The organism is Micromonospora sp. NPDC050795 (genome assembly GCF_044456785.1).
Lineage (GTDB): Bacteria > Actinomycetota > Actinomycetes > Mycobacteriales > Micromonosporaceae > Micromonospora.
Genome location: NZ_JBITGE010000027.1, coordinates 1 through 26,941, shown reverse-complemented (window position 1 = coordinate 26,941; position 26,941 = coordinate 1). Strand labels below are relative to the sequence as shown.

General features: G+C 71.1%; 24 protein-coding genes. 10 read left to right on the top strand and 14 right to left on the bottom strand.

What is annotated here, in order from left to right; translation table 11 throughout:
- Window positions 1–16: 16 nt before the first annotated feature.
- A complete protein-coding gene (locus ACIBEF_RS22735) occupies window positions 17–484 on the top strand; it encodes a hypothetical protein (protein ID WP_396795173.1) in 468 nt (155 codons plus the stop codon).
- Here the strand turns inward: ACIBEF_RS22735 and ACIBEF_RS22730 are convergent.
- Window positions 414–1,361: a DUF389 domain-containing protein gene (locus ACIBEF_RS22730; RefSeq protein ID WP_396795172.1), complete on the bottom strand. Its 948-nt coding sequence runs from the start codon at window positions 1,359–1,361 to the stop codon at window positions 414–416. The two genes, ACIBEF_RS22735 and ACIBEF_RS22730, sit on opposite strands and share 71 nt — an antisense overlap.
- Window positions 1,362–1,468: 107 nt before the next feature.
- On the opposite strand from ACIBEF_RS22730, the gene ACIBEF_RS22725 reads away from it, so the two are divergent.
- Window positions 1,469–1,666: a sugar transferase gene (locus ACIBEF_RS22725; RefSeq protein ID WP_396795171.1), complete on the top strand. Its 198-nt coding sequence runs from the start codon at window positions 1,469–1,471 to the stop codon at window positions 1,664–1,666.
- Here the strand turns inward: ACIBEF_RS22725 and ACIBEF_RS22720 are convergent.
- From ACIBEF_RS22720 to ACIBEF_RS22710, 3 genes are read right to left on the bottom strand one after another with little or no spacing between them, the layout of a single operon-like run.
- Window positions 1,579–2,820: a glycosyltransferase family 4 protein gene (locus ACIBEF_RS22720; RefSeq protein ID WP_396795170.1), complete on the bottom strand. Its 1,242-nt coding sequence runs from the start codon at window positions 2,818–2,820 to the stop codon at window positions 1,579–1,581. The genes ACIBEF_RS22725 and ACIBEF_RS22720 overlap by 88 nt on opposite strands.
- A 5-nt stretch (window positions 2,821–2,825) precedes the next feature.
- Window positions 2,826–3,752, bottom strand: a complete 927-nt coding sequence (locus tag ACIBEF_RS22715; RefSeq protein ID WP_396795168.1) for an NAD-dependent epimerase/dehydratase family protein — start codon at window positions 3,750–3,752, stop codon at window positions 2,826–2,828.
- The gene (locus ACIBEF_RS22710) at window positions 3,749–4,336 is read right to left on the bottom strand and encodes a sugar transferase (RefSeq protein WP_355007153.1); all 588 of its coding nucleotides are present in this window, start codon (window positions 4,334–4,336) and stop codon (window positions 3,749–3,751) included. The genes ACIBEF_RS22715 and ACIBEF_RS22710 overlap by 4 nt, the downstream gene beginning before the upstream one ends.
- A gap of 418 nt (window positions 4,337–4,754) precedes the next feature.
- On the opposite strand from ACIBEF_RS22710, the gene ACIBEF_RS22705 reads away from it, so the two are divergent.
- From ACIBEF_RS22705 to ACIBEF_RS22695, 3 genes are read left to right on the top strand one after another with little or no spacing between them, the layout of a single operon-like run.
- Window positions 4,755–5,798, top strand: a complete 1,044-nt coding sequence (locus ACIBEF_RS22705) for a polysaccharide biosynthesis protein (protein ID WP_396795167.1) — start codon at window positions 4,755–4,757, stop codon at window positions 5,796–5,798.
- Complete coding sequence (locus ACIBEF_RS22700) at window positions 5,795–6,787, top strand: dTDP-4-dehydrorhamnose reductase family protein (protein ID WP_396795166.1); 993 nt, start codon at window positions 5,795–5,797, stop codon at window positions 6,785–6,787. The genes ACIBEF_RS22705 and ACIBEF_RS22700 overlap by 4 nt, the downstream gene beginning before the upstream one ends.
- A 58-nt stretch (window positions 6,788–6,845) precedes the next feature.
- The gene (locus tag ACIBEF_RS22695) at window positions 6,846–8,315 is read left to right on the top strand and encodes an O-antigen ligase family protein (RefSeq protein WP_396795165.1); all 1,470 of its coding nucleotides are present in this window, start codon (window positions 6,846–6,848) and stop codon (window positions 8,313–8,315) included.
- Window positions 8,316–8,356: 41 nt separating this feature from the next.
- Here ACIBEF_RS22695 and ACIBEF_RS22690 read toward each other — a convergent pair whose 3' ends face one another.
- The 4 genes from ACIBEF_RS22690 to ACIBEF_RS22675 are packed head-to-tail and all read right to left on the bottom strand — an operon-like array spanning window position 8,357 to window position 13,168.
- A complete protein-coding gene (locus tag ACIBEF_RS22690) occupies window positions 8,357–9,610 on the bottom strand; it encodes a glycosyltransferase (RefSeq protein ID WP_396795164.1) in 1,254 nt (417 codons plus the stop codon).
- The gene (locus ACIBEF_RS22685) at window positions 9,607–10,794 is read right to left on the bottom strand and encodes a glycosyltransferase family 4 protein (protein ID WP_396795163.1); all 1,188 of its coding nucleotides are present in this window, start codon (window positions 10,792–10,794) and stop codon (window positions 9,607–9,609) included. Before ACIBEF_RS22685 ends, ACIBEF_RS22690 begins: the two co-directional genes overlap by 4 nt.
- Complete coding sequence (locus ACIBEF_RS22680; RefSeq protein ID WP_396795162.1) at window positions 10,791–12,206, bottom strand: lipopolysaccharide biosynthesis protein; 1,416 nt, start codon at window positions 12,204–12,206, stop codon at window positions 10,791–10,793. Before ACIBEF_RS22680 ends, ACIBEF_RS22685 begins: the two co-directional genes overlap by 4 nt.
- A complete protein-coding gene (locus ACIBEF_RS22675; RefSeq protein ID WP_396795161.1) occupies window positions 12,203–13,168 on the bottom strand; it encodes an NAD-dependent epimerase/dehydratase family protein in 966 nt (321 codons plus the stop codon). The genes ACIBEF_RS22680 and ACIBEF_RS22675 overlap by 4 nt, the downstream gene beginning before the upstream one ends.
- Before the next feature lie 86 nt (window positions 13,169–13,254).
- Between ACIBEF_RS22675 and ACIBEF_RS22670 the strand changes: the two genes are divergently transcribed.
- On the top strand, window positions 13,255–15,366 hold the full coding sequence (locus tag ACIBEF_RS22670) for a hypothetical protein (RefSeq protein ID WP_396795160.1): 2,112 nt from the start codon (window positions 13,255–13,257) through the stop codon (window positions 15,364–15,366).
- A gap of 13 nt (window positions 15,367–15,379) precedes the next feature.
- Here the strand turns inward: ACIBEF_RS22670 and ACIBEF_RS22665 are convergent, their stop codons facing one another.
- Window positions 15,380–15,919, bottom strand: coding sequence for an acyltransferase (locus ACIBEF_RS22665; RefSeq protein WP_355007144.1), 540 nt, complete (start codon window positions 15,917–15,919; stop codon window positions 15,380–15,382).
- Between the two features lie 117 nt (window positions 15,920–16,036).
- On the bottom strand, window positions 16,037–17,170 hold the full coding sequence (locus ACIBEF_RS22660; protein ID WP_396795159.1) for a glycosyltransferase family 4 protein: 1,134 nt from the start codon (window positions 17,168–17,170) through the stop codon (window positions 16,037–16,039).
- 364 nt (window positions 17,171–17,534) lie between these two features.
- On the opposite strand from ACIBEF_RS22660, the gene ACIBEF_RS22655 reads away from it, so the two are divergent.
- Window positions 17,535–18,248, top strand: coding sequence for a NeuD/PglB/VioB family sugar acetyltransferase (locus ACIBEF_RS22655; RefSeq protein ID WP_396795227.1), 714 nt, complete (start codon window positions 17,535–17,537; stop codon window positions 18,246–18,248).
- On the opposite strand, the gene wecB is transcribed toward ACIBEF_RS22655, so the two are convergent.
- Together wecB and ACIBEF_RS22645 are read right to left on the bottom strand one after the other, a co-directional pair.
- Window positions 18,177–19,301, bottom strand: a complete 1,125-nt coding sequence (gene wecB / locus ACIBEF_RS22650) for a non-hydrolyzing UDP-N-acetylglucosamine 2-epimerase (protein WP_396795158.1) — start codon at window positions 19,299–19,301, stop codon at window positions 18,177–18,179. The two genes, ACIBEF_RS22655 and wecB, sit on opposite strands and share 72 nt — an antisense overlap.
- Entirely contained in the window at window positions 19,298–20,578 is a 1,281-nt protein-coding gene (locus tag ACIBEF_RS22645) for a glycosyltransferase (RefSeq protein WP_396795157.1), read from the bottom strand. Before ACIBEF_RS22645 ends, wecB begins: the two co-directional genes overlap by 4 nt.
- Before the next feature lie 189 nt (window positions 20,579–20,767).
- Here ACIBEF_RS22645 and gmd point away from each other — a divergent pair, with 189 nt between their 5' ends.
- Genes gmd through ACIBEF_RS22630 form a run of 3 tightly spaced genes read left to right on the top strand, consistent with a single transcriptional unit; the run spans window position 20,768 to window position 24,119 of the window.
- Window positions 20,768–21,781, top strand: coding sequence for a GDP-mannose 4,6-dehydratase (gene gmd / locus ACIBEF_RS22640; RefSeq protein WP_355007140.1), 1,014 nt, complete (start codon window positions 20,768–20,770; stop codon window positions 21,779–21,781).
- Entirely contained in the window at window positions 21,778–22,998 is a 1,221-nt protein-coding gene (locus ACIBEF_RS22635) for a glycosyltransferase (protein ID WP_396795156.1), read from the top strand. The genes gmd and ACIBEF_RS22635 overlap by 4 nt, the downstream gene beginning before the upstream one ends.
- Window positions 22,995–24,119, top strand: a complete 1,125-nt coding sequence (locus tag ACIBEF_RS22630) for a DegT/DnrJ/EryC1/StrS family aminotransferase (protein WP_396795155.1) — start codon at window positions 22,995–22,997, stop codon at window positions 24,117–24,119. Before ACIBEF_RS22635 ends, ACIBEF_RS22630 begins: the two co-directional genes overlap by 4 nt.
- 45 nt (window positions 24,120–24,164) lie before the next feature.
- Here the strand turns inward: ACIBEF_RS22630 and ACIBEF_RS22625 are convergent, their stop codons facing one another.
- Both ACIBEF_RS22625 and ACIBEF_RS22620 read right to left on the bottom strand, forming a co-directional pair.
- Window positions 24,165–25,421, bottom strand: coding sequence for a hypothetical protein (locus tag ACIBEF_RS22625; RefSeq protein ID WP_396795153.1), 1,257 nt, complete (start codon window positions 25,419–25,421; stop codon window positions 24,165–24,167).
- The gene (locus ACIBEF_RS22620) at window positions 25,418–26,680 is read right to left on the bottom strand and encodes a hypothetical protein (protein ID WP_396795152.1); all 1,263 of its coding nucleotides are present in this window, start codon (window positions 26,678–26,680) and stop codon (window positions 25,418–25,420) included. Before ACIBEF_RS22620 ends, ACIBEF_RS22625 begins: the two co-directional genes overlap by 4 nt.
- Window positions 26,681–26,941: the final 261 nt, after the last annotated feature.

The window sequence follows — 26,941 nt, the reverse complement described above, 5'->3', positions numbered from 1 at the left end:
GCGTACCGTCGGCGTCGTGACTGAGCCGGACGGCCGGACGTGGCGGGAGAAGCAGCAGCAGGCGGTGCGGGCGCACGCCGACGCGGACGCGCGGCGGCGGGCCGCCGAGCAGGCCGAGGCAGCGAAGCTGGTGGCCTGGTTCGTGGCCGAGGCGACCCGGCGGGGGCTGCGCCCCACCCGGCTGGCCGCCCGGGGTTACGACGGGCGCGGGCGCTACCGGACCAGGCTGACCGGCTGGTACGTCGACCGGGCCGAGACCCGGGCGGTGGACGTGGCCGGTCGGTTCCACCTGCTGACCGTGCCGGGCGGTCTGCGGGCCCGGCTGTTCGGCGCTGACCCGGAGCCGAGTCCGGCGCCGTTGGTGGTCGGGGCCGGTGGCCGCGACGGTGAGTCGATCCCGTTGCGGACGCTGCTCACCCGGTTGCTGGACGACGGGACCGGCGAGCCACACCCCACCACCAGACCTGCTGCACCACGAGGGTGAGCAGTCCGGCCAGGACGATCGCACACAGGTTGATCACCAGTTGGAGGGCCGAGCCGCCCGCTTCGTCCCACACTCCGTAGGCGGCGGCCACCGCCACGTTCGCCGCGGCCGGGACCGTGGTCACCGAGATCAGCACCCCGACCAGGCTGCCGGACTTCTTCGACGTCAGCGAGAGCATCCCGGCCACGTCGGCGAGTAGACCGACCACCCAGGACAGCGCGTCCGGCCGCCAGATGAAGTCGGTGAGTGGCCGTTCGGCGAGCAGCATCTCCCGACTGACCAGGCCGGCTGCGGTCAGCGCCCAGGTGCTCAGCACGGTCGCCACCATGGCCGCCAGGAAGCCGACCACGAGAGCCTGCACCGAGCGGCCGATCACCCCGAGCCGGCGGCGCAGCAACGCTACGCACAGCGCGGCGAGGGGGCCGAACTCCGGACCGACGACCATCGCCCCGACGATGAGAATCGGCTGGTCCAGCAGCACCCCGATGCCGGCGATCATGGTGGCCACCACGATCAGCACGAGGTACGTGCCGGACAGTTCCGTCTGCTCGCCGGTCTTCGCGGCGATCTCGTCCCAGACCACCGCGTCCGCGCCACTGCCCGGTGCCCGGTCCGCCGCCCGGTCGGCCGACGCGGAGATGGTCAGTTCGATGTCCTCGGCCGCGATGCCGCCGCTGGTGTCCACGCCGATCCGCCGCAACCCCCGCAGCACGCGGTCGGCGCTCTCCCGCACCACGTCGCAGAGGATGAGATCACCCTGCGGTTGCCGGGCGGCACCAGGCAGCACGGCAAGGTGAGTCACCCCCGCCTCTGCGGACAGCAGGTCGACGACCTCCGTCGACCTGCTGTCCGGGGCGATCACCCTCAGGTGCAGCACGCGCCATCCCCTCGCAGGTCCGGCCGTTCTTCCCTCGCCGACCGGCCGTCGCGACTCTACAGCTCGCCCCGTCGAGGCCAGGAACTGCACGAGGCCGAGTTCGCAACGTGAGCCTCGGCCTGGTCGAAGATCGCGATCGACCCACCCCGCTCGGGCGCTGGCTACGCGCCACCAGTCTGGACGAGCTGCCCACGCTCTGGACCGTGCTGCACCGGGGTCAGCGCCGCCGGTGGCTCTCCACCGCCTCGCACAGCGCCCGCTCGACCCGTTCGGCACCGGCGGCGACGGAGAAGACCCGGTTGTAGTGCGCCTGTCCGGCCTGGCCGAGCAGCTCTAGCTTTTCCCGGCCCAGGTCGCAGAGTTCCCGCAGGGCGTCGGCGATGGAGTCGGGGTCACCCGGGCGGGCGGTGATACCCGCACCGCTGTCCCGCGCCACAGCGGCGGCGTCCCCCTCCGCGGCGACCAGCAGGGCCCGACCGGCGGCGAGGGTGGCCTGCACCTTGCTCGGCATCGTGTACGCGGACATGCCGCCCGGTCGCAGGCTCACGTAGTGCGCGTCGCCGGTGGCCATGAGGGCGGGCATCCGCTCCCGGGGCACCCGCCCGAGGAAACGCACGTGTGTCGCGTTCGCCTCCTCGGCCCGGCGGCGTAGCCGCTCCTCCGTGGTGCCGGAGCCGGCGATCAGGCAGACCAGCCGCGGGTCGCGGATCCGGACGCAGGCGTCGATGAGCGAGTCGAGCCCCTGCGCCTCGCCGAGCGTGCCGGCGTACACCAGCACCACCTGGTCCTCACGGAGCCCGAGTTCGGCGCGTAGGTCCACGACGCCGGTACGCGGTGTCTCGTCGGCCCAGACCGGAATGTGGACGAGCTTCTCCCGGGGCACGCCTCGGCTGGCGAGCAGGTCGGCGGCGCCGGGCGAGACGTACGCGACCCGGCCGGCGCTGCGGTACATCCCACCGCACCAACTGGCCATGCCCCGCTCGATCATCCGCGAGACCCGGTCGGTGCCGATGAAGCCGCTGGCCACCGCGCTGTCGGGCCACAGGTCCAGGACGTGCAGGAGCACCGGCACCCGCTGCACGTACCGGGTGAACCACATCGGCAGGGCGACGCTGATCGGTGAGTTGCCGACCCAGAGGGCGTCCAGGCCGCGCAGCGCCGGTGTGCCGGAGAGCAGCGCGGAGGCGGCGAAGGAGCCGTAGTTCGCCATCCGTCGCAGCGCGGAGCGGTCATGGCTGGGATAGAGGGCCACCCGGCGGATCCGGGTCGTGCCGTCGACCTCGTCGAGGCGGCGGGTCACCCGGTAGCCGGGCGCCAACTCGCCGGTCGGGTAGTTGGGGAAGCCGGTGAGGACCTGGACCTCGTGCCCTCGGCGGGCGAGGGCCCGGGCGAGCATCCCGGGGAGCGCGGCGGCGCCCGGCTCCGGGTCGAACCACTGGGTGAGCAGACCGATCCGCATCGGCCTCACCTCGCCGCGGAGCCGGCGACAGGGCGCGCGGACTGCTCGCCATCGGCCTGCCACAGCGTGGTCAGCGACTCACCGAGGTCGTACGCGGGCGCCCACCCGAGCACCCGGCTCGCGCGCTCGATGTCGGCGCACATCCAGGGCACCGCGGCTGAGCGGCTGGCGTCCGGCGCGAAGCTGCCGTCGCGGATCTCGCCGGTGAAGCCGGACACCTCGGCCAGCAGCTGGACGACCTCGCGGGTCGCCACCGCCTTTCCGCTGCCCACGTTGAAGACCCGCGCGGGCCCCGGCCGGGAGCGCGCCGCCGCGAGGACCGCCGTGGCGACGTCCCGCACGTCGACGAAGTCCCGGTACGTGTCGTGCAGGCCCACGGCGATCTCCTCCATTCCGGTGGCGACCGCCGACCTCACCATCGCGGTCACCCGAGTGAGCACGTTCCCCGGCGGCATTCCCGGCCCGACCGGGTTGAAGATCCGCAACACCATCGTGTCGAGGCGGCCGGCCCCACCGGCCAGTTCCGCCAGCCGGGTGGCGGCCAGGTGGCTCAGCCCGTACTCGCTGACGGGTGTGCCCGGGTAGTCCTCGTCGACGGCGAGACCGTGCGGCACGGTGCCGTACTCGGCGGCCGAGCCGATCCGGATCAGGCGGGCTCCGGGGGCGGCGGCGGCCACCGCCTCGATCAGTTTCGCGGTCGCGACGACGTGCGCCTGCACGAAGTCGTACCCGGAGCCGACGATCCGCCCGGCCGCCGTCACCACCACGTCCGGTCGTTCCCGGGCGACCAACGCGGTCAGGTCCCGCAGCTCGACCCGGACCAGGTCACACTCCGCGCGGGTGATCGACCGGACGGTGGTGTGGGCGGCCAGCGCCGTCCGGATGTGTCGGCCGAGGAATCCACCGGCGCCCAGGAGCAGGACCCGGTTCATCGCCGGTGGGCGGAGTCGTGTTCGGCGGTCGCCTGCGAGGGCGCGTTGCCGGTGAACTCGTGCCAGGTGGCCGCGCCCGGCGCGGAGATTCCCTGGCGGCTGAGCACCACCCATATGGTGGCCAGGACGATCCGCAGGTCCAGCAGGAACGAGCGGCGGTCGACGTACTCGACGTCGTAGGTGAACTTCGCGTCCCAGTCCAGCGCGTTGCGGCCACGCACCTGGGCCAGCCCGGTGATGCCCGGCCGCACGTCGTGCCGGCGGGCCTGTTCCGGGTTGTAGAGGCTGAGGTAGCGGACGAGGTGCGGGCGGGGACCGACCACGCTCATCTCGCCCCGCAGCACGTTCCAGAACTCCGGCAGCTCGTCGAGGCTGCTGGCCCGCAACCAGCGGCCCACCCGGGTCAGGCGATCCGCGTCGCTCACCAGCCCCCGGTCCGGGTCGGGATGGCGCATCGTCCGGAACTTGACCACCTCGAACAGTTTGCCGTGCAGCCCGGGGCGGGTGTGCCGGAACAGCACCGGACGTCCGTGCGTCACCAGCACGACCAGTGCCACCAGCGCCAGCACGGGAGCGCCGAGCACCAGAACGAGAAGAGCGCCGAGGACGTCGAGAAGCCGCTTCCAACGATCATAGGGTCGCCGTGTCGCAGTGCCTTCCCGAAGTGTTTCCCGGCCGGTAGTCAGGTCGGAAGCACCGGGGCGCGGGTGCGCCGCGTGGAGAGCAACTTTTGGCATGGAGTACGCATACCACCTTTCCAGAAGGCCAACTCCGTCTTCAGCGCTAACGACTTCGGCGCGTCGACAGCGCGGGGCCGAACGGCTATTTCAACAACGCCGAGCCTTGTTCGCATATCTGCCGACGACCGCCATGGACAGTCGAACGCGACTCCAATTCCGTTTAGCGGAAGAGGTCACGGTGCCACTTATCCGCGCGTAGGGTCGCGTTCGACGAGAATCCGATTCCCGTGGATGGCCTCCCGGGAAACAGGCAGGAGAAGATGTGGTTTCCTCGCTTTCGGACCGGCGATTCCTGATCACCGGTGGCACCGGATCCTTCGGCCAGACGATGGTCTCCCGACTGCTCGACGCCGGGGCGGCCGAGGTGCGCGTACTCAGCCGTGACGAGTCGAAACAGGACGCGATGCGGCACCGCCTCGGCGACGACCGGGTCCGCTACTACGTCGGTGACGTCCGGGACTACGACAGTGTGCTCAAGGCCGCGCGGGGAATGGAGTTCGTCTTTCACGCTGCGGCTCTCAAGCAGGTCCCCTCGTGCGAGTTTTTTCCGCTGGAGGCCGTGCGGACCAATGTGCTCGGCAGCGCGAACGTGGTGGACGCCTGTGAGCGGGTCGGCGTCGAGGCGCTGGTGCTGCTGAGCACCGACAAGGCCGTCTATCCGGTCAACGCGATGGGCATGACCAAGGCCCTCATGGAAAAGGTCGCGCAGGCGCACTCCCGCAACAATCCCGAAGCTCGTACCCGGGTCTGCTGCGTGCGCTACGGCAACGTCATGTACTCGCGCGGATCGGTGATCCCGCTGTTCATCGAGCAGATCCTGCGGGGCGGGCTGCCGACGGTCACCGAGCCGACGATGACCCGCTTCCTGATGTCCCTGCCCCAGTCGGTCGACCTGGTCGAGCACGCCTTCCGGCACGGCCAGCCGGGTGACGTCTTCATTCGCAAGGCCGACGCCTGCACCATCGGCGATCTGGCCACCGCGCTGTGCAACCTGTTCCGGGTCCCGGCGAAGTTCAACGTGCTCGGCATCCGGCACGGGGAGAAGCTGTACGAGACCCTGGCCAGCCGCGAGGAGCTCGCCCACGTCGAGGATCTCGGCGAGTTCCTCCGGGTGCCGGTGGACAGCCGCGACCTCAACTACTCCCTCTACTTCGAGGAGGGCGACGTCGAGAGCGGCAACATGGCCGACTTCCACTCGCACAACGCCCGGCGACTGTCCGTACCGGAGATCGAGGCGCTGCTGCTGACGCTGCCCGAGGTGCGGGCACAGGTCGAGGCCGCGGCGGCGGCGGTCGTAACGGCATGAGCACCCATACCGGTGGCCGGCGACCGGAACTGGTCCCCCGCCGCCGCAGCGGCCCCGGCGTGGAGGAACCGCGCCCGGCGCGACGCGTCCTCGTCGTCGGCGTCACCGGCATGCTCGGTCACGCGGTCATCCGCGAGCTCGGCGACGATCCGGACCTCGACGTGCACGGTGTCGCCCGGAGCATCGAGGACCGCGCGGGGTGGTACCCCCAGCGCCTGCTCGACCGGATCACCACGGCCGTCGACGCGACCCGCTTCGGCCAGGTCAGGCAGCTCATCGACGACCTGCGGCCGGACGTCGTGGTCAACTGTGTGGGTGTGATCAAACAACGACCGGACGTGCAGGACGCGGTGCAGACGGTCACCCTGAACGCGCTCTTTCCCCACCTGCTCGCCGACGCCTGCGGGCAGCTCGGCAGCCGCCTGATCCACGTCAGCACCGACTGCGTCTTCTCCGGTCGGCGGGGCGGCTACGTCGAGGACGACCTGCCGGACCCACCCGACCTGTACGGGCGGTCCAAGCTGCTGGGTGAGGCGCGCGGGGTGTCCGCGCTCACCCTCCGTACGTCGATCATCGGGCACGAGCTGGTCACGAACCGCTCGCTGGTGGACTGGTTCCTCTCCCAGCGGGGGCAGGTACGCGGCTTCACCCGGGCCATCTACAGCGGCGTGACGACGGTCGAGTTCGCCCGACTGCTCCGTACGGTGATCCTGCCCCAGACGGGGCTGACCGGGCTGTATCACGTGGCCGCCGAGCCGATCTCCAAGTACGACCTGCTCCGCCTGATCGCCGAGGTGTACGGGTGGCCCGGCGACATCCTGCCGGACGACGAGTTCACCTGCGACAGGTCGATGAACGCGGACGCCCTCGCCCAGGCCACCGGCTACCGGCCACCGAACTGGCCGGACATGATCTGGGCGATGCACGCCGCCAGGGCCCGCTGGGCTGTCGAACCGGCCCAACCGGGTCTACAGGACGTGCCTCGCTGAGAGCGGTCCACCCGACGACCGCCGGCAACGCCTGCGGCCGGACTTCAAAGGACTTCACGTGGGAAACCGAATGGGCCAACTGGGCCTGCTCGTCGGCGCGACGTGTCTCGTGGTGGTCACCACCATCGCGGCCATCACCGCCCCGCTGGTCGCGACCGGGTTGGTGGCGCTGGTGCTGCTGCTCGCCTTCAGTCGGCGGGTGGACGGCTGGCGGTGGATGCTGGCCCTGACCATCGGCCTTCTGGTGTGCGCCTCGTCGAATGTGCCGGCGGTGGTCGAGGCCAGCTTCTATCCCCGGTACGCGGCGGTCGCGGGCCTGGTCCTCTGGGGGCTCTGCCTACCCGGCCGCACGCCGGCGCGCACCGATGTCTGGACCCACGTGTTCGTCGCTGCGCTCTGGGCGATGGGCGGCCTCGCCACGGTGAGCTTCGCCTGGTCGGTGGTCCCGATGGAGACCCTCCAGCGGGGCGTCGCGCTGCTGCTGCTGGCCGCCCTGGTGCACGTGCTCGTCCGGCGTCGGTGGCCCGATGGTGCGGTCATGATGGCCGATCTGCGCGTGGTCTACCTGGTCCTCACCGCGTCCATCGTGGTCAGTCTCGGCATCGGGTTCGCCGACGGAACGCTCGTCGCGGCGACCTCCAGCGTCACGCGGTTCCAGGGCCTCTACAACAACCCGAACATGCTCGGCATCGTCTGCGCCCTGACGATCCCGTTGGGCTGGGCGGTCTACCGGCAGTCCCGGCGGCAGGTCGCGCTGCTCGGCATGGTGCCGGCCGCCGCCAGCCTGCTGCTGTCCCAGTCGCGTACCGCGCTGATCGCCGTGCTCGTCGGCGCGCTCTGGCTGGTGCTGCGCTACGGGCTCGGCCGGATGGTGCGGCTGGCCGCGGGGGTGACCGCCCTGCTGCTGGTGGCACACCTGCTCAACATGCTGCCCACCGTCTTCGCCGCACCCTGGATGCGCCAGTTCGTCATGCGCTTCACCGACCCCACCGGCGGCGACCTGTCCAACGGGCGGACCCAGATGTGGCAGACGACCGTCGACCTGTGGTGGCAGAACCGCCCCACGCTGGGCTTCGGGTACGCGTCGCGCAACCACCTGTTCGAACTAGCCGGCGCCGACGAGTTCTTCGGCACCGCCGGCGTCAGCGTGGTGCACAACAGCTACCTGCAGCTGCTGTTGGAGCTGGGGCTCGCCGCCGTGATACCGCTGCTGCTACTGCTCCTGGCCGCGGGGCGGGTCGTCCTGCGGGCACCGGTGCGCCGGGCCGGCGCGGGTCTGGTCTGGCTCGTCGTCACCGGTCTACTGATCCAGGTCACCGAGTCGGCCATGTTCGGCACGGGCCAGACCTACCCGTACGTGTTCTGGACCGTGGTCGCCGCCGCGCTGCTGCACCTGCCGAAGAGGCCGGACCCCGCCGACCGGGAGGCCACGGCCCGCGCCAACCTGCCTCACGCGGAGGCACGCCATCAGCGGGCCGGCGTGTTCGACGAGGGCGTGCCACGCCGACCCACAGCCCTGCTGCGCTAGCGCCCGCGCACTGCGCGAACCCCGGCCGGTGGGTGTCGGGCTCAGTTGCCCCGGCCCGCCGTCATGAAGGCGCTCACCCGGTCCCGCCAGGCCCGGTGGTCGAACGACTCGCGGGCCCGCGACCGGGCCGCCCCGCTCATCGCCGTCCACTCTTCGTCGCGCAGCCGCAGCGCCCGCTCGACCGCCGACCGGACATCGTCCGGCCCGTTGCCGTCGAGCACCAACCCCTCGACCCCGTCGTGGACGTAGGCGGCGAGGTCACTGGTGTGGTTGAGCAGCACCGGGCACCCGGCGGCGAGACTCTCCGGCACCTTGGACGGAAACCCGTTGGCCGCGTACCCCCCGGTGGGGCGGACCAGCATCGAGAAGTGCGACTCCGACAGCAGGGTCAGCACGGTCTCACGCGGAACGCGCCCGAGGAACCGCACGTCCGCCGAGACGGCGTCCAGCACCCCGACGTCCAGATCCGAATGGGCGGCGGCGTCCTGCGCGCTGACCCCGGCAATGGTGAGGCTGACCCGCCGCTGGTGCTCCGGAGCGAGCCGGCTGAGCCCCCGCAGGATCACGTCGAGCATGTCCTTGCGCCCGGGAGTGCCGGCGTAGAGCAGGCGCAGACCGTCACTGATCGGGGGTGGTTGGGGCGCCCGGAACTCGTCGCAGTCCACCTGCGGCGGCACCACGAGCACGTCCAGGCCATGGCCGGTCAGGTAGTCGGCCAGCGTGGTGGAGACCGCCGTGGCCCGCCCGACGAGCCGGGTGGCCAGGAACGTCGACCAGCGATGCCGCACGAAGTACGGGGTGAGCCAGCCGCGACGGAACTGCCGTCGGTCGTGGCGTTCGCTGGCGTCCACCACGACCGGGCACCGCAGCGCGAGGCGCAGGGTCGCCCAGTTACCGAGGGTCAGCAGGGCCATCGGCAACAACACGACACTCACGTCACCGCGAGCCACGCCGACCCGGCGCACGGCCCGCAGCACGCGCAGCGGTCGGGCCAGCCGGGCCGACGCGCGGGTGAGGTGGTGCCGACCGTGGATCCGCATGGTGACCAGGTCGATGCCGGCCACGGCGGGCTGCCCGGCCGGGAAGGCCACCTCGCAGGGCCAGTCGTTGACCACCAGCGTGTGCGCGCCGTCGGGCGCGGCGGAACGGGCGAGTTGCAACAGGCGGTTGGAGGTGGCGTCCCCGTGCGGAAAGGCGTACGCGCCCACCAGCAGCGGACGGGGCCGGTTGGCCCGCCCGGTCGAACCCGCCTCCCGGCGCGGTTGCCGGCCGATCACCGTTGTCTGATCGTTCATCTCTCTCCCCGTGTCGAGAGGGCCGGCGGCCGGGGTGCCACCGGGTGGCGCGGGCGGCCCGACGCCCACCGTCGGTAGATCGTCAGGTGGGTGGCGGCCGCCGTGTCGATGGCGAAGACGCTGCCCCCGAACCGCTCCGACGCCGCCGAGGCCGAGGCCTGCCCGGTGTACGACGCCGCCGCGCACACCGCGCTCGCCCACCGCCCCGGCGGGGCGTCGGTGTCGACGATGGTCACGCCGGGCAGGTGCTCGTCGATGAAGCGCACCCCGGGCAGGTCGGCGGCCACCGTGCCGATGCCCAACGCGATGGGCTCCAACACGCCCCCGGGCAGCCCTTCCAGGCAGGACGGGTGGATGACGACGTCGGCCTGGCTGAGCAGCCCGCCAACATCGTCGCGCGGGCCCAGCAGGTGCACCCGGTCGGCGAGACCGGCGGCGACCGCCGCCACCCGGACGCGCTCGTCGTCGGCGTCGTCGCCCGGCCCGATGAGGACGGCGTGGGCCTCCACGCCCCGGGCCCGCAGCTCGGCGAGGATCGGCGGCAGGAGCCAGCGCCGCTTCTCCGGCGACGCCCGGCCGACGCTGACGCAGACCAGTTCGGCCGGGCCTGCGCCGATCAACTCGCGTAGGTCGTCGCGGCTGGGGCGGCGCAGTCGGTCCAGGTCGAGTCCGTTGAGGACCACCTGGCACCGGGGGTCGTCGCGCCAGAGCGGATCGTAGGCGAAGGTGAGCGAGCTGGGCGAGACGCCGAGGATGTCGGTGGCGGAGATCCGCAACAGCCGTTTACAGATCCAGCGGTAGACGCGTCGGCGCAGGTTGCGGTGCTGGTTGTCGTCGCCCCGGAAGTGGGCGACGCGGACGGGCACACCGCACAGGGCGGCGAGCGCGAGCAACAACCCGGAGAAGTTGGCGCAGTCGACGTGCACCACGTCCGGTCGCAGTCGACGCAGCAGGCCCAGGAAGCGGGTGGCGAAGCGCAGGTCAAGCGGGATCGGAGTGACAGTGCCGCCGTGCCGGCTGACCACACCGGCCAGCGGGCCGGGACCGATCCGGTCGCTGAGCGTCACCAGGTGCACCTCGACGCCGGCCACGGAGAGACGAGGTAGCAGTTCGGCGGTCCGCATCTCGGTGCCGCCGAAATTCAGCTCGCCGACGACCCGCAGCACCCGGCACTGTCCGGTCACGTCGGCTCTCCCCCGCTCAGCGCCCGGCGGTATCCCACCAGCGCGGCCGGCCCCATGGTGAGCACGTACGCGACGCAGGCCGCCGCCGGCAGGCCGGCGAGCCCGAACTCCCGCAGCGCCCAGATCTTGAGCGCGGTGGCCAGTAGCAGGAACGCGGCCCAGCCGACGAACTGCGGCCGGAGCAGCCCGATGCTGTTCTGTACCAGGATCAGCGGGGAGGTGACCGCGATCAGCAGGGACCAGATCGCCAGCCCGACCAGCACGGTGACCGGAATCTCGGTGCGATCGATGCCGCCCACCCACAGGTCGATCAGCCGGTGGCCGTAGCCGACCAGCACCACCCCGACCGCCCCCACGATCACCCCGTAGAGCAGCACCATCCGCCGCGTGTTGCGACGCACCCAGGCCACCTCGCCCCGCGCCAGAGCGGCGCCGTTCACCGGCCAGACCGTCATACCGACCAGACCGACGAAGATCGAGAGGACGCCGAACAGCTTCCCCACCACCGCGTAGTGCGCGGCCGCGGTGGGCCCGAGGACGTTCGCGACCAGCGGGCTGTCGACGTTCAGCGCGATCGCCGACATCGTGGTGAGCGCGAAGAACCGCAGACCCAACCGGAGCAGACCGACAGCGGTCGCCCGGTGCACGAGCTTCGGGCCCGGTCGCGGTCCGCGATCCTGCAACCAGAAGTACGTCACGCAGTTCAGCAGGTTGGTCACCGGCACGGCCAGCACCGCGCAGGCGATGACCGCCAGCGGTCGCCACCCGGCGGCGATGGCGGCGAGCACGGCAGCCATGGCCGCCAGAGCCCCGGCCGACTGCCAGATGTTGCTCTGCACCACCTGGCCCCGGGCGTACTGAATCCGCTGGATCAGCGAGAGCGGAATGTTGACCACGAAGGCGCCGAAGCAGAGCAGGATCAGGGCGGACGCCTCTGCGGCGACACCCGGGTCGCTGACGTTGAACAGCGCGGCCCAGGGCACCACGGGTACGGCGAGCACGAGACCCGCCAGCAGCGCGACCGCGACCACACCGAGGGTGGCGAACGCGCCGGAGATCTCCCGGGCCTGCTGCCGGGGGTCGTCGGCCAGGTGACTGAGCCGGGTGAGCAGCCCGTTTCCCAGCCCCAGATCGGCGAACCACGCCATCCCGGTGAGGGCGGTGACCGCCATCCACAGGCCGTACCGTTGGTCGCCGAGGAACCGGAAACACGCCGGGGTGATGACCAGGGGGGCGGCCAGGCCGATACCCTTCGCCACCATCGCGGCGGCGATGCCCACCGTGACCGTGCGGTCCCGGTCCTTCGACACCGCCGAAGTCGGCGCGGCGGGCGCGACGGTGGTGGCGGCGGCTGGCACCGCCGCCACCGGAGCCAGCGGCTCCGGTACGGCCCGACTCGCTGCCCGGGTCACCGAGGTGCGGCGACTACGGCGCGCTCGGCGTCCAACCGACCGGCCATCCACTCGACTGTCGCGCGCAGGCCCTCCGCACGGGCGACGGGCGCGACGTCCGGGAACAGGTGCCGCAGCGTGGCGTTGTCGGCCAGGGAGTGCGCGACGTCGCCGGTACGCGGCGGCGCGTACTCGCGGGCGATCGGTCTGCCGCACAACCACTCGACCTCGTCGAGGACCCGCAGCAGGCTGGCCCGGGCGCCGAAGGCCAGGTTCACCGGATGGGGGTGATGTACCCGGCGGCGGAGTGCGTCGAGGATGACGTCGCAGACCGTGCCGACGTAGGTGAAGTCGCGCGACTGTGTCCCATCGCCGTGCACCACCACGGGTTCGTCGCGCAGGGCGGCGTGCACGAAGCGGGGGATGACAGCCGCGTACGCGTGGTCGTGTCGCTGCCCCGGGCCGAACACGTTGAAGAAGCGGAAGGCCATCGTCGGCAGCCCGAACGACGCCTGGTGGGCCAGGGCGTACGCCTCGGTGGCGAGCTTGCTGGCCGCGTACGGGCTCATCGGGCGGGTCCAGGTCAGCTCGGCCTTGGGCAGGGCCGGATTCATGCCGTACACCGACGAGGAGGACGCGACGAGGACGTGCGCGACGCCCTGCCGTCGCGCCGCCTCCAACACCATCAGGGTGCCTGTCGCGTTCGCGTGGTGGGAGGCCAACGGATCGCTCAGCGAGCGCGGGACGCTGGGCAGCGCGGCCAGATGGACCACCGCCTCGCGGCCCGCCATCGCCTCGTCGAGGGCGGCCGGATCCAGGATTGAGCCCTCGATCAGCTTGACGTCCAGACCGTCGAGGTTGGCCCGCAGCCCGACCGAGAAGTCGTCGAGGACGGTGACCCCACCGATTGTGGGCTCGACCATCGCGGCGCGGGCCAGATTGGACCCGATGAAACCGGCTCCGCCGGTGATCAGAATGCGCATGAAACCCCCCGTGGACGCCAGAACACCTGTTCATCGAGTGAACCCGGCCCGCGTGACGGCGACAGCAGGAATTTCACCCTGTCCGGGTGCTGACCGACAACGACCAGCTTCGCCCCGACGGCGCACAGTGGGGTTTCGTCGGCACTGCAATCGAGGTGGAGGTTCCGACCATGCCCGAGCTGATCGTCTACCGGTCCAACGCCCTGATGTCCGTGAGGTCGCGCTTCGACAGCACCCGGGACCTCGTCATGCCGGCCAACCTCGCGTACGCCGAGGCGATGGTCGGTATGTGGCACTCCGGTCTCCCCCAGGTCACCCTGGTGCCCTCGACCGCTACCGACGCCCAGGTGTGGCCGGTCATGTCCGCCGTCGGGACGAAGATCCACGACACCTCCGACGACAACTGCCCGATCAATACCGGCTGGTCGTACGTCGGCGGCAACCACGGCTACAACGTCGGCAACCAGATCGTCGTCGCCAACCACGGCAAGACGACCGTCGACGTGGGCTCGCAGTGGACCGACGGGACGCGCACCTTCACCCTGCTGGCCATCACCAACGCGGACAGCCTGCTGTTCGGCAACCCGTACACGATCGTCGACGGCATCGCGCAGGGCGCCCGGGTCAAGCCGGGCGCGCCGCTCACCCACCTCTCGGGGGCGACCCACACCGCGACAGTGCCGATCACGGGTCTGACGCCCGACGTGCAGATCCGCCCGGCCACCCACTCCCACACGGTGACCGTCGAACTCGACGGGCGACCGGTGCCGGACGGCCGGTTCACGGGGCAGGAGCTGACGATCCGCGAGTCGTACCTGATCCCGTCCTACCAGGGGATGATCGACACCGCACGGGCGAACATCGGCACACCCATCAGCACGATCATGTCGCGGATCCCGTCCCTGTGCCGCATCTCGAACGTCTACCGCTGGTCGCAGGGCGGCCTGCTGGTCGGGCAGACGGTGGCCGCGCTGGAGCGCTTCACAGTGAACGCCGGGGTGACCCAGTGCCACCCGCTGACCGCGGTGGCCGGTGGCACCCGCCGGCAGTTCATGCCGAACGTGGGCGCGGCCGGCGGCCTGAACTGGTCGGTGTGGGCCAACATCGACACGCTCGCGGCCCTCACCGACTTCACCCCGTCTACCCTGACGAACCGGCTGATGCCGGCGAGCAGCATGACCCAGTGGGTGCTCAACAGCGGCCAGGTCCAGCAGTGGGGCATCGCCGTGGGGCTGCTGCCGGTCGCCGACGGCGTGCCCGAGATCCGGGCCCGGCACACCACGGCCAAGGGCTGGTTCATCACCTCCAGTCTGAAGAAGAACTACCCGCAGTTGGTGTGGGGTCGCACCCTGGGAGCCGGCGAATCCGTGACCGGTACCGCCTACCGGCGCTACCTGGCACCGCCCTCGGCGGCCACCGAGATCGTGGTGTCGGACTCCACAGGCGACTTCGTGATGATCGAGCGGGTCGAAGCGGTCGCCCAGGCCCAGATGGCGGCGCCCCAGTTGTTCCACCGGCTGCTGGTCCCGGCCGGCCCGACGAACCTCACCGTGCCGGACCGGGTCGCCGTCGGCGGGATCTCGTACGGGATGAGCGTCCCCACCGGGTACGGGATGTGGCGCGCGGAACCCGGCCCGGCACGGGTGGGGCCGCTGCCCGGGGCGACGTGCCCGCGTGGCAGTTGGTTCCTGGCCCTCGCCGGCCCGACCCAGCAGTTCACCTACACCGGCACCTACCAGTTGCTGCTGCTGCATCCGGTGTACCTGGCGGAGCCGACCCCCGTCGACCGCGTGTGCGTCGAGGTGACCGCCGCGGGCTCCGGGGTGCTACGGCACGGCGTGTACGCCCACGATCCGGCCACCGGCCGGCCCGCCGGTCTCGGCCCGATCGCCGACTTCGGCAGCGTCGGAATCACGTCCACCGGGGTCCAGGAGTCGGTGTTGAGTGGCTCCGTGATGCTGCCCGCCGGCTGGCACTGGTACGGGCACGTGTGGCAGACGAGCGACGTCACCCCGCCCACGTTGCGGGCCAGCAGCGCCGGCGCCGGCACCACCCTCAACCTCGGCACCAGTTCGGCGGCGATGACCGGGGACCGGTTCGGTTACGAGGCGACCGGGACGACCGGCGCGTTGGGGGCGATCACCATCGCCGATGTCCACCAGCTGCCGCCACCACGGGTCGCATACCGCAGGGCCTGACCCGGATCACGGGTCAGACGGTGGTCACGCCGTAGATCTTTTTCATCGCCGCGTGCTTCTCCGGGACGGGAAGGTGCCCGATGCCCAGCGACCTGGCCTGCAACCGTTCGAGGTACTCGTCGGTGGTCCGCAGCGGTCGGGCCGGGACACCGGCCGCGACCGTGTTGTCCGGGATGTCGCGCGTGACGATCGAGCCCGCCCCGATGACACACCGGTTTCCGATGGTGACCCCGGCCAGGATCATCGACCGCATCCCGATGTAGACGTCGTCGCCGATCGTGATCGGGGCGGTCCAGTCCAGGTCGGGATGGTCCTTGCGCAGGATCAGGGTGCCGCCGTCGTGCGTGACGAACTGGACCTCGGAGGTGATGTAGACGTTGTTTCCGATGGTGATCAGCCACGGCTCCGAGCCGAACATCGCCCGGCTGATGCCGTAGAACCTGACCCGACCGGTCAGGTTCACCCCCAGGGACCGCGCGAACGCCTCGGGGTCACGGGTGGCGGCCAGGTGGTCCTGGACTCGTCGGACCATCGTACGAACGCGCTTGGGCACGTGCTGTCCTCGCTCATCGGAGCCTACCGGGGTGGCGGACGACGGACCCGCCAACGCGGGCCCAGCCATTGCAACGACGCAGCTCCAGCCCGAGTGACGCGGTCGCGCCCAGCCGGATCAGGCGCAGAACTGCCGGGCGTGGTCCAGGACGTTGAGTTCCCGGACCTGTTGTCGCCAGAGTCGGTAGCGCCGGCCGGCGATCTCCTTCGCCTCGGCGCGCTCGCGGGCCGACCGGTTGGCCAGCCGGTCGAGGGTCTCACTCAGCGCGGCAGCGGTCGCGGGTCGGACCACCGCTCCCCCGCCGGTGGCGATCAGGTCGCTGAATGGCGTCGCGTCGGAGCAGACCACCGGGCAACCGGACGCGAGACTTTCCAGGATGACGTGTCCGTAGTTCTCGCCAAGCGTCGGGAAGAGGAAGGCGTCGTATCGGCTGAACGTCGCCATCACCTCGTCCGCCTTGAGTTCCCCGAGGTAGCGGACCTGGACGTGGTCGGGCATCGCGTCGATGAGGCGTCGGCAGCCCGCCCAGTACTGCTCGTCCTCCCGCGGACCGTAGATGTCGAACTCCAGCGGGTGGGTGGCGCCGGCGACCGCCTCCAACGCCCTGGTGAGGTTCTTCATCGGGGAGATCCGGCCGACGAACACCAACCGCAACGGCCCGTCGTGAGCGACGGCCGGGGGTGGCGGCTGATCCGGGATCGGGCACTCGTTGCCGTTCACCATGATCTGCGCCCACGGCAGGACGGTGCGGATCTGGTTCTCCTCCAGCCCACTGCACGCCTGCCAGCGCACGTCGAGCCGACGCAGCAGCGGGGCCCAGACCGCCAGGAAGAGCCGCTTCTTGCGCGCCTTGATGGCGAGCGCGCCGGGCGAGAGCTCGCCGCGCGGGGCCAGCATGATCGCGCGGACGCGCACCAGTCGCAGCGCCACCGCCAGAATCGGCAGCACCGAGAAGAGGGACCAGAGGCTGTTGACGTAGATCAGGTCGACCGGGCGGGACCGGATGTGCCGAGCCAGTCGGACCCAGTGCCGCAGCGCGAACGGGCCGAGGTAGAAGACGGCGCAGCGCTCGTCGCGCCGCACCAGCCGCCCGGACAGGCCCCGGTAGGGTTTGGGCGAACAGAGGTCCCGGTCTCCGGTGACCAGGGTGACGTCGAGGTCATCCGGCAGGGTGTCCAGGATGAACCGCAGGGAGCGGATCGGGCCGCCGCCACGAAACCCCGGCTCGAAAACGCGAGCGGTGGCGAGCACCCGGTAAGCCGCAGTGGTCGCGGATCGCGTCGCCCCCCTGGCTGTCCCGGCGCTGCCGGTTAGACGCGTCCTTGCCAGCTCGTTCACCTTCGGTTCACCTTCCAGACTGCTGACCCGGCGTCGGCACCGGCACGCCGACACCTGGAACGCGCGAGGATTGACGAGAGCACCCGGAGGAAGCGCCGGGTACGGCTCGCATGTGACGCCCGGTACTGATGCGGCCGACGCGTTGGCGGTCACGGGCGACCGACCGTCACCGTCGCCGGCACTCACCCGTCACCATCGGCACCGGTAACCGGTTCAGATGACGGAGAGCGGCCAGCGTTCTCCGTAGCCGAGGGAGCCGCGGTTGACGACCGACGTAGTGATCGTAGGCGCGGGTGGGATGGGCCGTGAGGTATATGGGGTCATTCGGCTGTTGAACACCATTTCGGACAATGCGCCACCCTGGCGGGTTCTGGGCTTCGTCGACGACTACCCCACCGAACTCCACGTCGAGTCGGTACACCGCCTCGGCGTCGCCTTCCTCGGCCCGACCCGATGGCTGGCAGCCCAACCGGCAAGCACCCATGTGGCGCTCGGCGTCGGCCATCCGAGGTTGCGCCGCGAGACCGACCAGGCCATCGCCGGGTACGGCCTACCGGCGGCCACGGTGCTGCACCCGGCCGCCGAGATCGGCCCCGACTGCGTCTACCAGCAGGGACTGTTCGCCGCCGGCGGCGCCCGGGTGACGACGAACGTGCTGCTGGGGCGCCACGTGCACCTCAACCAGAACTGCACGGTGGGGCACGACACCGTGCTCGGGGACTATGTCTCGGTCAATCCGCTCGCCGCGGTTTCCGGGTACTGCCGGCTGGGGGACGGCGTCCTGGTGGGCACCACGGCCGCGATCCTGCCGAAGCTGACCGTTGGCCGGGACGCCACTGTGGGCGCAGGTGCCTGCGTGACGCGCGATGTCGCCCCGGAAGTCGTGGTCACGGGTGTGCCGGCCCGGCCCATGGACCGGTCACCGGCGAATGCCCGCCCAGTCGTGATGGCGGCGCACGGTCGACAGGATGAAGTCGACCACCCGGCGTGACGTGTCGGGAACCTGGTAGTCGAGCGGGCAGGCGACCGAGCCATCGGCCACCTGCGCGATCACCACCCGGATGGCCTCGACGACCCCGTCGGGTTCCAGGCCGGTCATCACGATCGCCCCGCTGTCCAGCGCCTCGGGACGCTCGATGGATTCGCGCAGGGTCACCGCCGGGAACCCGAGAATCGCGGCCTCCTCGCTGACGGTGCCGCTGTCGGAGAGGGTGCACCGGGCATGCCGTTGCAGTGTCACGTAGTCGAAGAAGCCGAACGGCTCGTGGAAGGCCACGCCGTCGAGGTGCAGGCCGTCGCCCGCGAGCGCCTCCAACCGCTTACGGGTACGCGGATGCGTGGAGACCAGCAGCGGTAGCCGCCACTCGTCGCGGACCGCCCGCAGGCAGTCCAGCAGCCGACGGAGCCGGTCCGGGTGGTCGACGTTCTCCTGCCGGTGCGCGCTGACAACGAAGTAGCCGCCCGGTTCGAGTTCGAGCTGGGCCAGCACGGTGGATCCGTCGATCTGCCGCCGGTAGTGATCGAGCACCTCGCGCATCGGTGAGCCGGTGTGCAGGATGCGGCGCGGGTGCAGCCCCTCGGCGAGCAGGTTGCGCCGGGCGTGCTCCGAATAGACCAGGTTGAAGTCGGCGATGTGGTCGACCATGCACCGGTTCGTCTCCTCCGGCACGTTCAGGTCGAAGCAGCGGTTGCCGGCCTCCATATGGTAGACCGGCACGTTCATCCGACGAGCCATCAGTGCCGATATCGCGCTGTTCGTGTCACCGAGCACCAGCAGCGCGTCCGGGCGCAACTCGGTGATCGCCCTCTCCGTACCAACCAGGACGGCGCCGAGGAGGCTGCCGAGCGACCGGGTGTCGGCCCGCAGGAAGAGATCCGGAGCGCGGACCCCCAACTCACTGAAGAAGACATCGGAGAGCGAGGGGTCCCAGTTCTGTCCCGTGTGCACCAACGTGTGCTCCACGGTCCGATCCAACGAGTCGATCACCCGGGCCAACCGGATGATCTCCGGCCGGGTTCCGACGACGGTCATCACGCGGGTCACTTGACGCCTCCTGGTGGCAGGTGTGCGGATTCGGCCCGCTGAGCGGGAAGTGGGCAGGGCTCCCGGTACGCGGGATCGCGAATCACCCGCCACGCCTGGTCGAGGACGCTGATCGGCGCCCTGCTCGCCCGCCAACGGCGGTACGCGGCTCCCGCCTCGACCCGCGCCGCGTGCCGCTGCTTGGGGGTGCTGGTCGCCACCTGAGTGACGAGGGCGCCCAGTGCCGTCGCAGTCAGCTCGGTGAGGACCAGCCCACCGCCGTCGCGCAGCACCGACGTCCACGGTGTCCGATCAGAGCAGAGCACCGGGCAGCACGCGGAGAGGCTCTCGGCGATGGCGTTGCCGTAGTTCTCCCCCCGGGTCGGCATGACGAAGGCGTCGTAGCGGAAGAAGGTCGCCCGGACCTGCTCGGGCAGCAGTTCACCCCGGTAGCTGACGGCGACCGAGTCGGGCAGCTCGGCCAGGTGCTCCCGGCAGCGTCGCCAGTACGCCTGGTCCTCCACCGGGCCGTAGATGTCCAGCCGCACCGGCACCGGCACGAAGGCGAGCGCGGCCAGCACCAGGTCGAGGTTCTTCATGGGCGAGATCCGCCCGATGAAGACCAGCCGCGCGTGGTGGGTCGCGGGTATCTCGACCGGCGTCTCCTGCGGTTCGGGACCCCGGCTGACCGCGACGACGCCGATCCGCGCCCGCGGCAGCACCCGCCGGATGTCATTCGCCTCGACAGGTGTGGTGGCGTGCCACAGCACCCGACGGTCGAGCAGCATCCAGCGCCAGGCGGTCAGGAAGATCCGCTTACGGAATCGGTGCACCCGAAGGGCGGCCTCGCCGAACTCACCCCGGGGCGCGACCAGGATTCGGCCCACCCGCAGCAGACCGAGTCGGGCCGCGGCCATGGGCAGGATGGAGAACGTCGACCAGACGCTGTTGACGTACAGCAGATCGAAACGGCCGGCGCGCAGCGAGCGCCAGAGCGACAGCCACTGCCCCGGCCGACGTACGCCGAGATAGAAGACGTTGGTCCGGCCGACCCGGGCCCAGCGGCCGGAGAGGCCTGGATAGGGGTCACGGCATCCGAGATCACGATCGCGGGTCAGCATGGACGTCTCAATATCGTCACTGGCCAGGGCGAGCACTTCGGAAATGGACCGAACAGGCCCTCCGGCACGCCAGCCAGGAGCGAAGTAACCGGCCGTGACAAGGACGTGGAATTTATTCTTGTCGACAGTCGCCAGTGCTTCTCGGGTGTCCGCCGCGGGGGTGGGTTCGCCGGCCATCCTCGCTCCTCGATCGTGCCACGGGATCGATTGACTCAACGAGTGGATGCCCGATCCGTGACTGAGTCACCTTCTCAAATGGACGGCGCAGAATAAACTCCGCCAGATTCATGAAACCTCAGAAGTGGCGGGCCCGAGAGCGATATAAGGAACCGCGGGGGAAAATTGGCCCAGCGGAAGAGGGACTTCATGTCACGAACGGCACTCATATCTGGCATCACCGGTCAGGACGGCAGTTACCTGTCGGAGTTCCTGCTCGACAAGGGATACACGGTGCACGGCATCAAACGGCGGTCGTCCTCTTTCAACACCGAGCGGATCGACCACGTCGACGTCCATCCGCGCAGCGGTGACGCCCGCCTCTTCCTCCACTACAGCGACCTGTCCGACCCGGCCTCACTGACCGCGCTGATTCGGGACATCCGCCCCCACGAGATCTACAACCTGGGCGCACAGAGCCACGTCCGGGTGTCCTTCGACATCCCCGGCTACACGGCGGACGTCACCGGGCTCGGGGCGCTGCGCATGATGGAGGCGGCCCGGTCCGCCGACGTCGGCTGCCGGTTCTACCAGGCGTCCTCGTCGGAGATGTTCGGCTCGACCCCACCCCCGCAACGCGAGGAGACCCCGTTCCACCCGCGCAGCCCGTACGCGTGCGCCAAGGTGTACGCCTTCTGGTCGGCGGTGAACTACCGCGAGTCCTGGAACATGTTCTGCGCCAACGGCATCCTGTTCAACCACGAGAGCCCGCGCCGGGGTGAGAACTTCGTGACCCGCAAGATCACCCGTGCGGTGGCCAGGATCGAGGCCGGCATCCAGGACAAGCTCTACCTGGGCAACCTCGACGCCGTTCGGGACTGGGGCTACGCGCCGGAGTACGTCGAGGCGATGTGGCTCGCTCTCCAGCAGGACACCCCGGACGACTACGTGATCGCCACCGGCGAGGGTCACACCGTGCGCGAGTTCGTCGAAGCCGCGTTCGACCGGGTCGGGTTGGAGTGGCAGCAGTACGTGGAGCTGGACCCGGCCTACTTCCGCCCGGCGGAGGTCGACGCCCTCATCGGCGACTACTCGAAGGCCCGACGCACCCTGGGGTGGGCGCCGAAGACGCTCTTCAGCGACCTGGTCCGGGTCATGGTCGACGCCGACCGGCAGCTTCTCGAGGACGAGCGGATGGGTCGACTGATCCGGGTGGACCGGTGAGGGTCGCGGTCGACGCCGCACCCATCCGTCCCGGTCACGCCGCGGGGCTCGAAGCCTTCACCTACGGCCTGTTGACCGGCATGGCCGACGACGACTCCTGCGAGCTGCGGGTGAACGTCCTGCGGGGCACGCTGCCCCAGTGGCGGGAGCAGGTGCCCGACGCGCGGATCGGCTGGACCGAGGTGGCGCAGCCGCTACGCTCCGACAACCCCACCGGCCAACTGCTGCGCCGGTGGACGCCGAGGGTGATGCGCAACTCCCGCACGGTTCGCACGGCCGTCAACGCGGTCCGGCAACGGTCCGTCGTGCGGCACGCCGACACCGACGTCACCCTGTTCCCGTTCCACTGTGCGCCGATCGGGTCGACCAGATCGGTCGTCGTCCTGCACGACCTGCGCCACCTGGGGGCCGAGTTCCACGCCCCCGGCTTCGCGGCGGTGATCCGGGAGAACGTGGCCCGCGCGGCGGCGATCGTGGTCACCTGGCCGCATCCGTACCGGGAGACACTGCGCCTCTTCCCGGAGGCCGCGGAGCGGACCGTGCTCATCCCGACCCCGGCGTTCCAACCCGCACCGGAGCGCGCGCACGCGCGGACCGAACCGGGGCTGCTGGTCTACCCGTCGTCCACCGCGGAACACAAGAACCACGCGACCCTGCTGGAGGCGATGGCGCTGCTGCCGGACTGCCGCCTCATCTGCCCGGGGCCGCTGGTCGAGCCCGAGGCGAGCCGGCTGCTGGCCCGCGCCGCGCAACCCGACCTGCGCGGCCGGGTGTCCTTCCCCGGTTTCGTCAGCCTGGACGAGCTGAACGCCATCTACGCCCGGGCGGACGCGGTGGTCGTACCCTCGCTCTGGGAGGCCGCCAGCGGCGCGATCCTGGAAGCGTTCACCTGGGGGCTCCCGGTCGCCTGCGCCGACGTCGAGCCGCTGCTCGACCAGCTGACGTTCAACCGCGCCGAGGCAGCCGTCTTCGAGGCGCGGAATCCGCGATCCCTGGCCGACGCGGTGCGGCACCTGCTCGACGACCGGGAGCGCTACGCCGCCGCCTCCCGGCGGGCGAACGACCGACTGGCCGGTCGCACCTGGGCGGCCACCGCCCGCGACTACCTGGACGTCCTGGGCTGGGCGGCGCGGGGTGGATCGGGCCCGGTGCCACGGTCTCCCTTCGTCACGGCGGCCGCGAACGACACCGTGGCCGGCGGAGGGGACGGAACATGAGCCTCGCGAACGACAGCTATCCGGTGGCGAGACCGAGCCTCTCCACCTTGGAGGAGCGGTACGTGGTCGACGCGCTGCGGAGCGGGTGGATCTCCTCACAGGGCCCGTACCTGCGTGACTTCGAGGAACGTTTCGCGCGACGGTGCGCCGCCGACCACGCCCTGACGACCAGCAACGGCACCGTCGCGCTGCACCTGGTCCTCGCGGCGGCCGGCGTCGGGCCGGGGGACGAGGTGATCGTCCCCGCGTTGACCTACGTGGCGACGGCCAACGCTGTCGCGTACTGCGGCGCGCGTGCCGTCTGCGTGGACGTCCTGCCGGAGAGTTGGTGTGTCGACCCGGCAGCGGTACGCGCCGCGATCGGCCCGCGTACCCGGGCGGTCATCGCCGTCGACCTGTACGGGCACCCGGCCGACTACGCCACCCTGCGCCACCTCTGCGACCGGCACGGTCTGCTCCTGGTCGCCGACGCGGCGGAGTCGTTCGGCGCCACAGTCGACGGGCGACCCACCGGCTCGCTCGCCGACGTCACCACCTTCTCGTTCTTCGGCAACAAGGTGCTCACCTCCGGCGAGGGCGGCTGCGTGACCACCTCCGACGCGGCCCTGGCCGACCGGATGCGTCTGCTGCGTAACCAGGGCATGGACCCGCAACGGCGGTACTACTTCCCGGTGCTGGGCTACAACTACCGGATGACGAACCTGTGCGCCGCGGTGCTCTGCGCCCAACTGGAGCGGGCCGACGAGATCATCGCCCACCGGGACCGGGTGATCGCCGGTTACGAGGAGCAGTTGGCCGACGAGCCGGCGCTGTCGGCGCAGCCGGTGGCCGCCGGGGTTCGCCGCGCGCCGTGGATGGCGGCCTTCCTCGTCGGGGCCGAGGGGGACGCGACGTCCCGGGACGCGCTGGCGCGGGCACTCGCCCGGCTCGGCGTGGAGACCCGCCCGTTCTTCGTGCCGATCCCGGACCTACCGGCGCATCGTGATCCCGGCGCGGACTGTCCGGTGACCGAGGACCTGAGTCGACGTGGCATCAACCTGCCCACGTACGCCGATCTGACCGAACCGGCCGTCAAGGCCGTGGTGGAGCGGGTCCGCGCCGCCCTGGCGACCATCGCCTGACCCGCCGCCGGACCCGCGTCGACGGTGTCGGCGCGGGTCCGGCGGTCAGACTGGTTGGACCGCTGGTGCGCGGTCCGCCGCACGGTCTCGCAGCAGTAGGAGGTAGCTGCCGCCCCAGGCGACCGCGCTGACCAGGGCCAGCAGGACCAGCGCACCCGCCGCGCCGGGCGCGCCGAAAAGGACCGCCCCAGCGACGACCGCCGGTACGCGGAGCCCGCCGAGCAGGATGCCGAGCACGATCGCCCGCCGGCTCGCCCGCTCCACCCGCAGCCCGGCGAAGCCGATCGCGGCCGGCACGGCGAGCAGGCTCTCCAGCGCGAGCAGCACCAGCAGGCTCCGGGCGACGGTCCAGTTTGCCCCGAGCAACTCCTTCCCGACCGCGTCCGGCAGCAGGGCGACCGCGACGGTCAACGGCAGGACGGCGGCGGCCACGAGCAGTGCCAGCCGAACCGCCGCCCGCGTCCGCACCGCGCTAGACGCGGCCCGGGTTCGGGCCAACTGCGGCAGGATCAGCGTGGCCGCCGTCGACAGCACCAGGTTGACCGGCCCCAGCAGCGTGCGCCCGGCGCTCAACGCGCCGACCACCGCCGTGCCGACGACCAGCGCCACCGCGGTCAGTGCCAACTGCGCCGACCCGGTGGTCAGCAGGAACTGCGCACCGAACCCCGCCGCGACGCGGGTCTCGGCTCGGCTGACCCGCCAGCCGGGCACCAGCGCGTACCGGCGCCGGGCCGCGACGACCACACCGATCAGACCACCGCCGAACGCCCACAGGGCGAAGACGTACGGCGTGTCGATCACCCGGAGCAGGCCGGCCAGCGCGGCACACCCGGTGAGCGCCGCCCAGGCGATCTCCTGGGCCATCGCCGCCGAGGGAGCGCCGATGCCGACGGCGACCGCCTTGGTGTAGTCGTAGAGGACCAACCCGGGCAGGGCGAGGCCCGCGAACAGCAGGTAGGGCGAGCCGTACGCCGCGCCGGCGGCGCAGACCGGGGTGCCACCGACGAGGCCGAGCAGGATCGCCCGCCGGGCGGCCGACGCGACCCCGTCCCCGGTGGCCAGCACGGTGTCGGTGACGGTGCTCCGCACCAACCCGGAGCCGACGATGTAGAACGAGAAGGCGAGGGCGAACTGACCCAGCCCGCCGACCGACTCCAGTCGGGTCACGGTGATCGCCAGAAGCAGGTTGCCGCCGCTGGAGAGCCCGCCGACGACCAACGCGAGCAGCGCCCGACGACCGGTGCGTCGACCGGCTGGCGCGTCGGCCCGGCCGACCGCGTGCCGGCCCACCCGCACGGTCACCGGCGCGCGACCGGGAGCACGGGTGACCGGCCGGGTTCCGGGCGTTTGCGGGCCCCGTGCAGGGAACGGCGGCTGAGCGCCAGGAGGACGAAGACCGGCATCGCCGCCACCACGTGTTGCAGAAAGCTGATGGTGGAGTCCGGGTAGGTGTTGGACCAGAGCAGGGGGTCGGAGAGCACCAGGCAGAAGAGGCTCAGCCGGATCGGGCCGGGCGTGCCCCGCCACCGCAGCAGCACCGCCGCCACCAGGGCCCAGAAGGCGTGCACGGCGACCACGCCGGCCGCGCCGTCGAAGAACCAGATGTTGCCCAGCAGCAGGAACGTGTAGGCCGACGTCGGGCCACCGCCGATGTACTGGTTGATCCGCTGCCCGGTGGACAGCGCCGGCCGGTCCGGATCGAGCACCCGGGGCACCAGCCCGTACCGCAGGTAGTCGGTGACCCCGGGCTGGCCCAGGTCGACAGGGACGTCGAAGCCCGCCACCATACTGAGCTGGCTGTCCAGCCGCAGTCGGTCCGTGGCGGTGACCGTGGTGTCCACCGCGACCCCGCGATCCTCCCGGATGCTGTTGCGGTGCTCGAACACGGCCGGCCAGGCGAGGAAGAGCACCACCGCGCAGAGCACCAGGTAACGCAGCCGGAAGACGCCGCAGAGCGCCCCGGTCGCCGCCATGAAGAACACCAGTCCCACCAGTGGCGCGGTGACCGCCGTCAGCAGGGCGACGTAGAGCTGGGCAGCGACGAGGACCGCCAGCCAGCCGTACAGCTTCGCCCGCGACAGTCGACTGCTCAGGTGGCTGGCCACCAGCAGCGCGAAGCCCAGGGCGGTCCATCCCGAGAAGAGCGTGCTCACCATGGCGAGCGGCCCGCCGGACAGGTCACCGGAGATCTGGTTGACGATGGTTCCCCGACCGAGGTGGGCCCCGAGCACGTTCGCGGCGACGCTGGTCACCGTGACCACGACGGCGATCGGGTAGAGCCACGGATAGCGGGCGTGGGCGCGTCGGAAGCCGTCCTGCCAGCGCGGGTCGGCGCGGATGAACAGTCGAGCGATCGTCTCCACGGCGACGCTGCCCAGCAACGCGAGCCCGACCAGGGAGACGATGAAACTGGTCTCCGGATTCCGGTAGAAGGCCGCCATCGGCAGGATGAGCAGCGCGTACGGGGCGAGCACGACGACGGTCACCGGGTAGCAGCGGAGCACCCGACCGACGAGATCCCGCCGGGCGCCAGACGCCTGGTCTCCGGTTGGCCGATCCATCCGCGCCTCGGTCGCACCGGTCGCCCCGCCGGGGTCGAGGGCAGCCCCGGGCCAGGTCATTGCGAGCGGGCCCCCTTTGGGATGTGGATGGTCGCTCCTGACCCAACGAGCCAACCGACCGAGCGAAACGCCCCTGCGTACGCGTCGCACATGTTGATCGCCATCGGGGGGGTGTCCCTATGGGTTTCGTCAAGCGGAGATCGGCGTGGCTGGGCGTGGTTGGTAGGGGATCTTGTCGCGGAGCATGGCGTAGAGGACGTC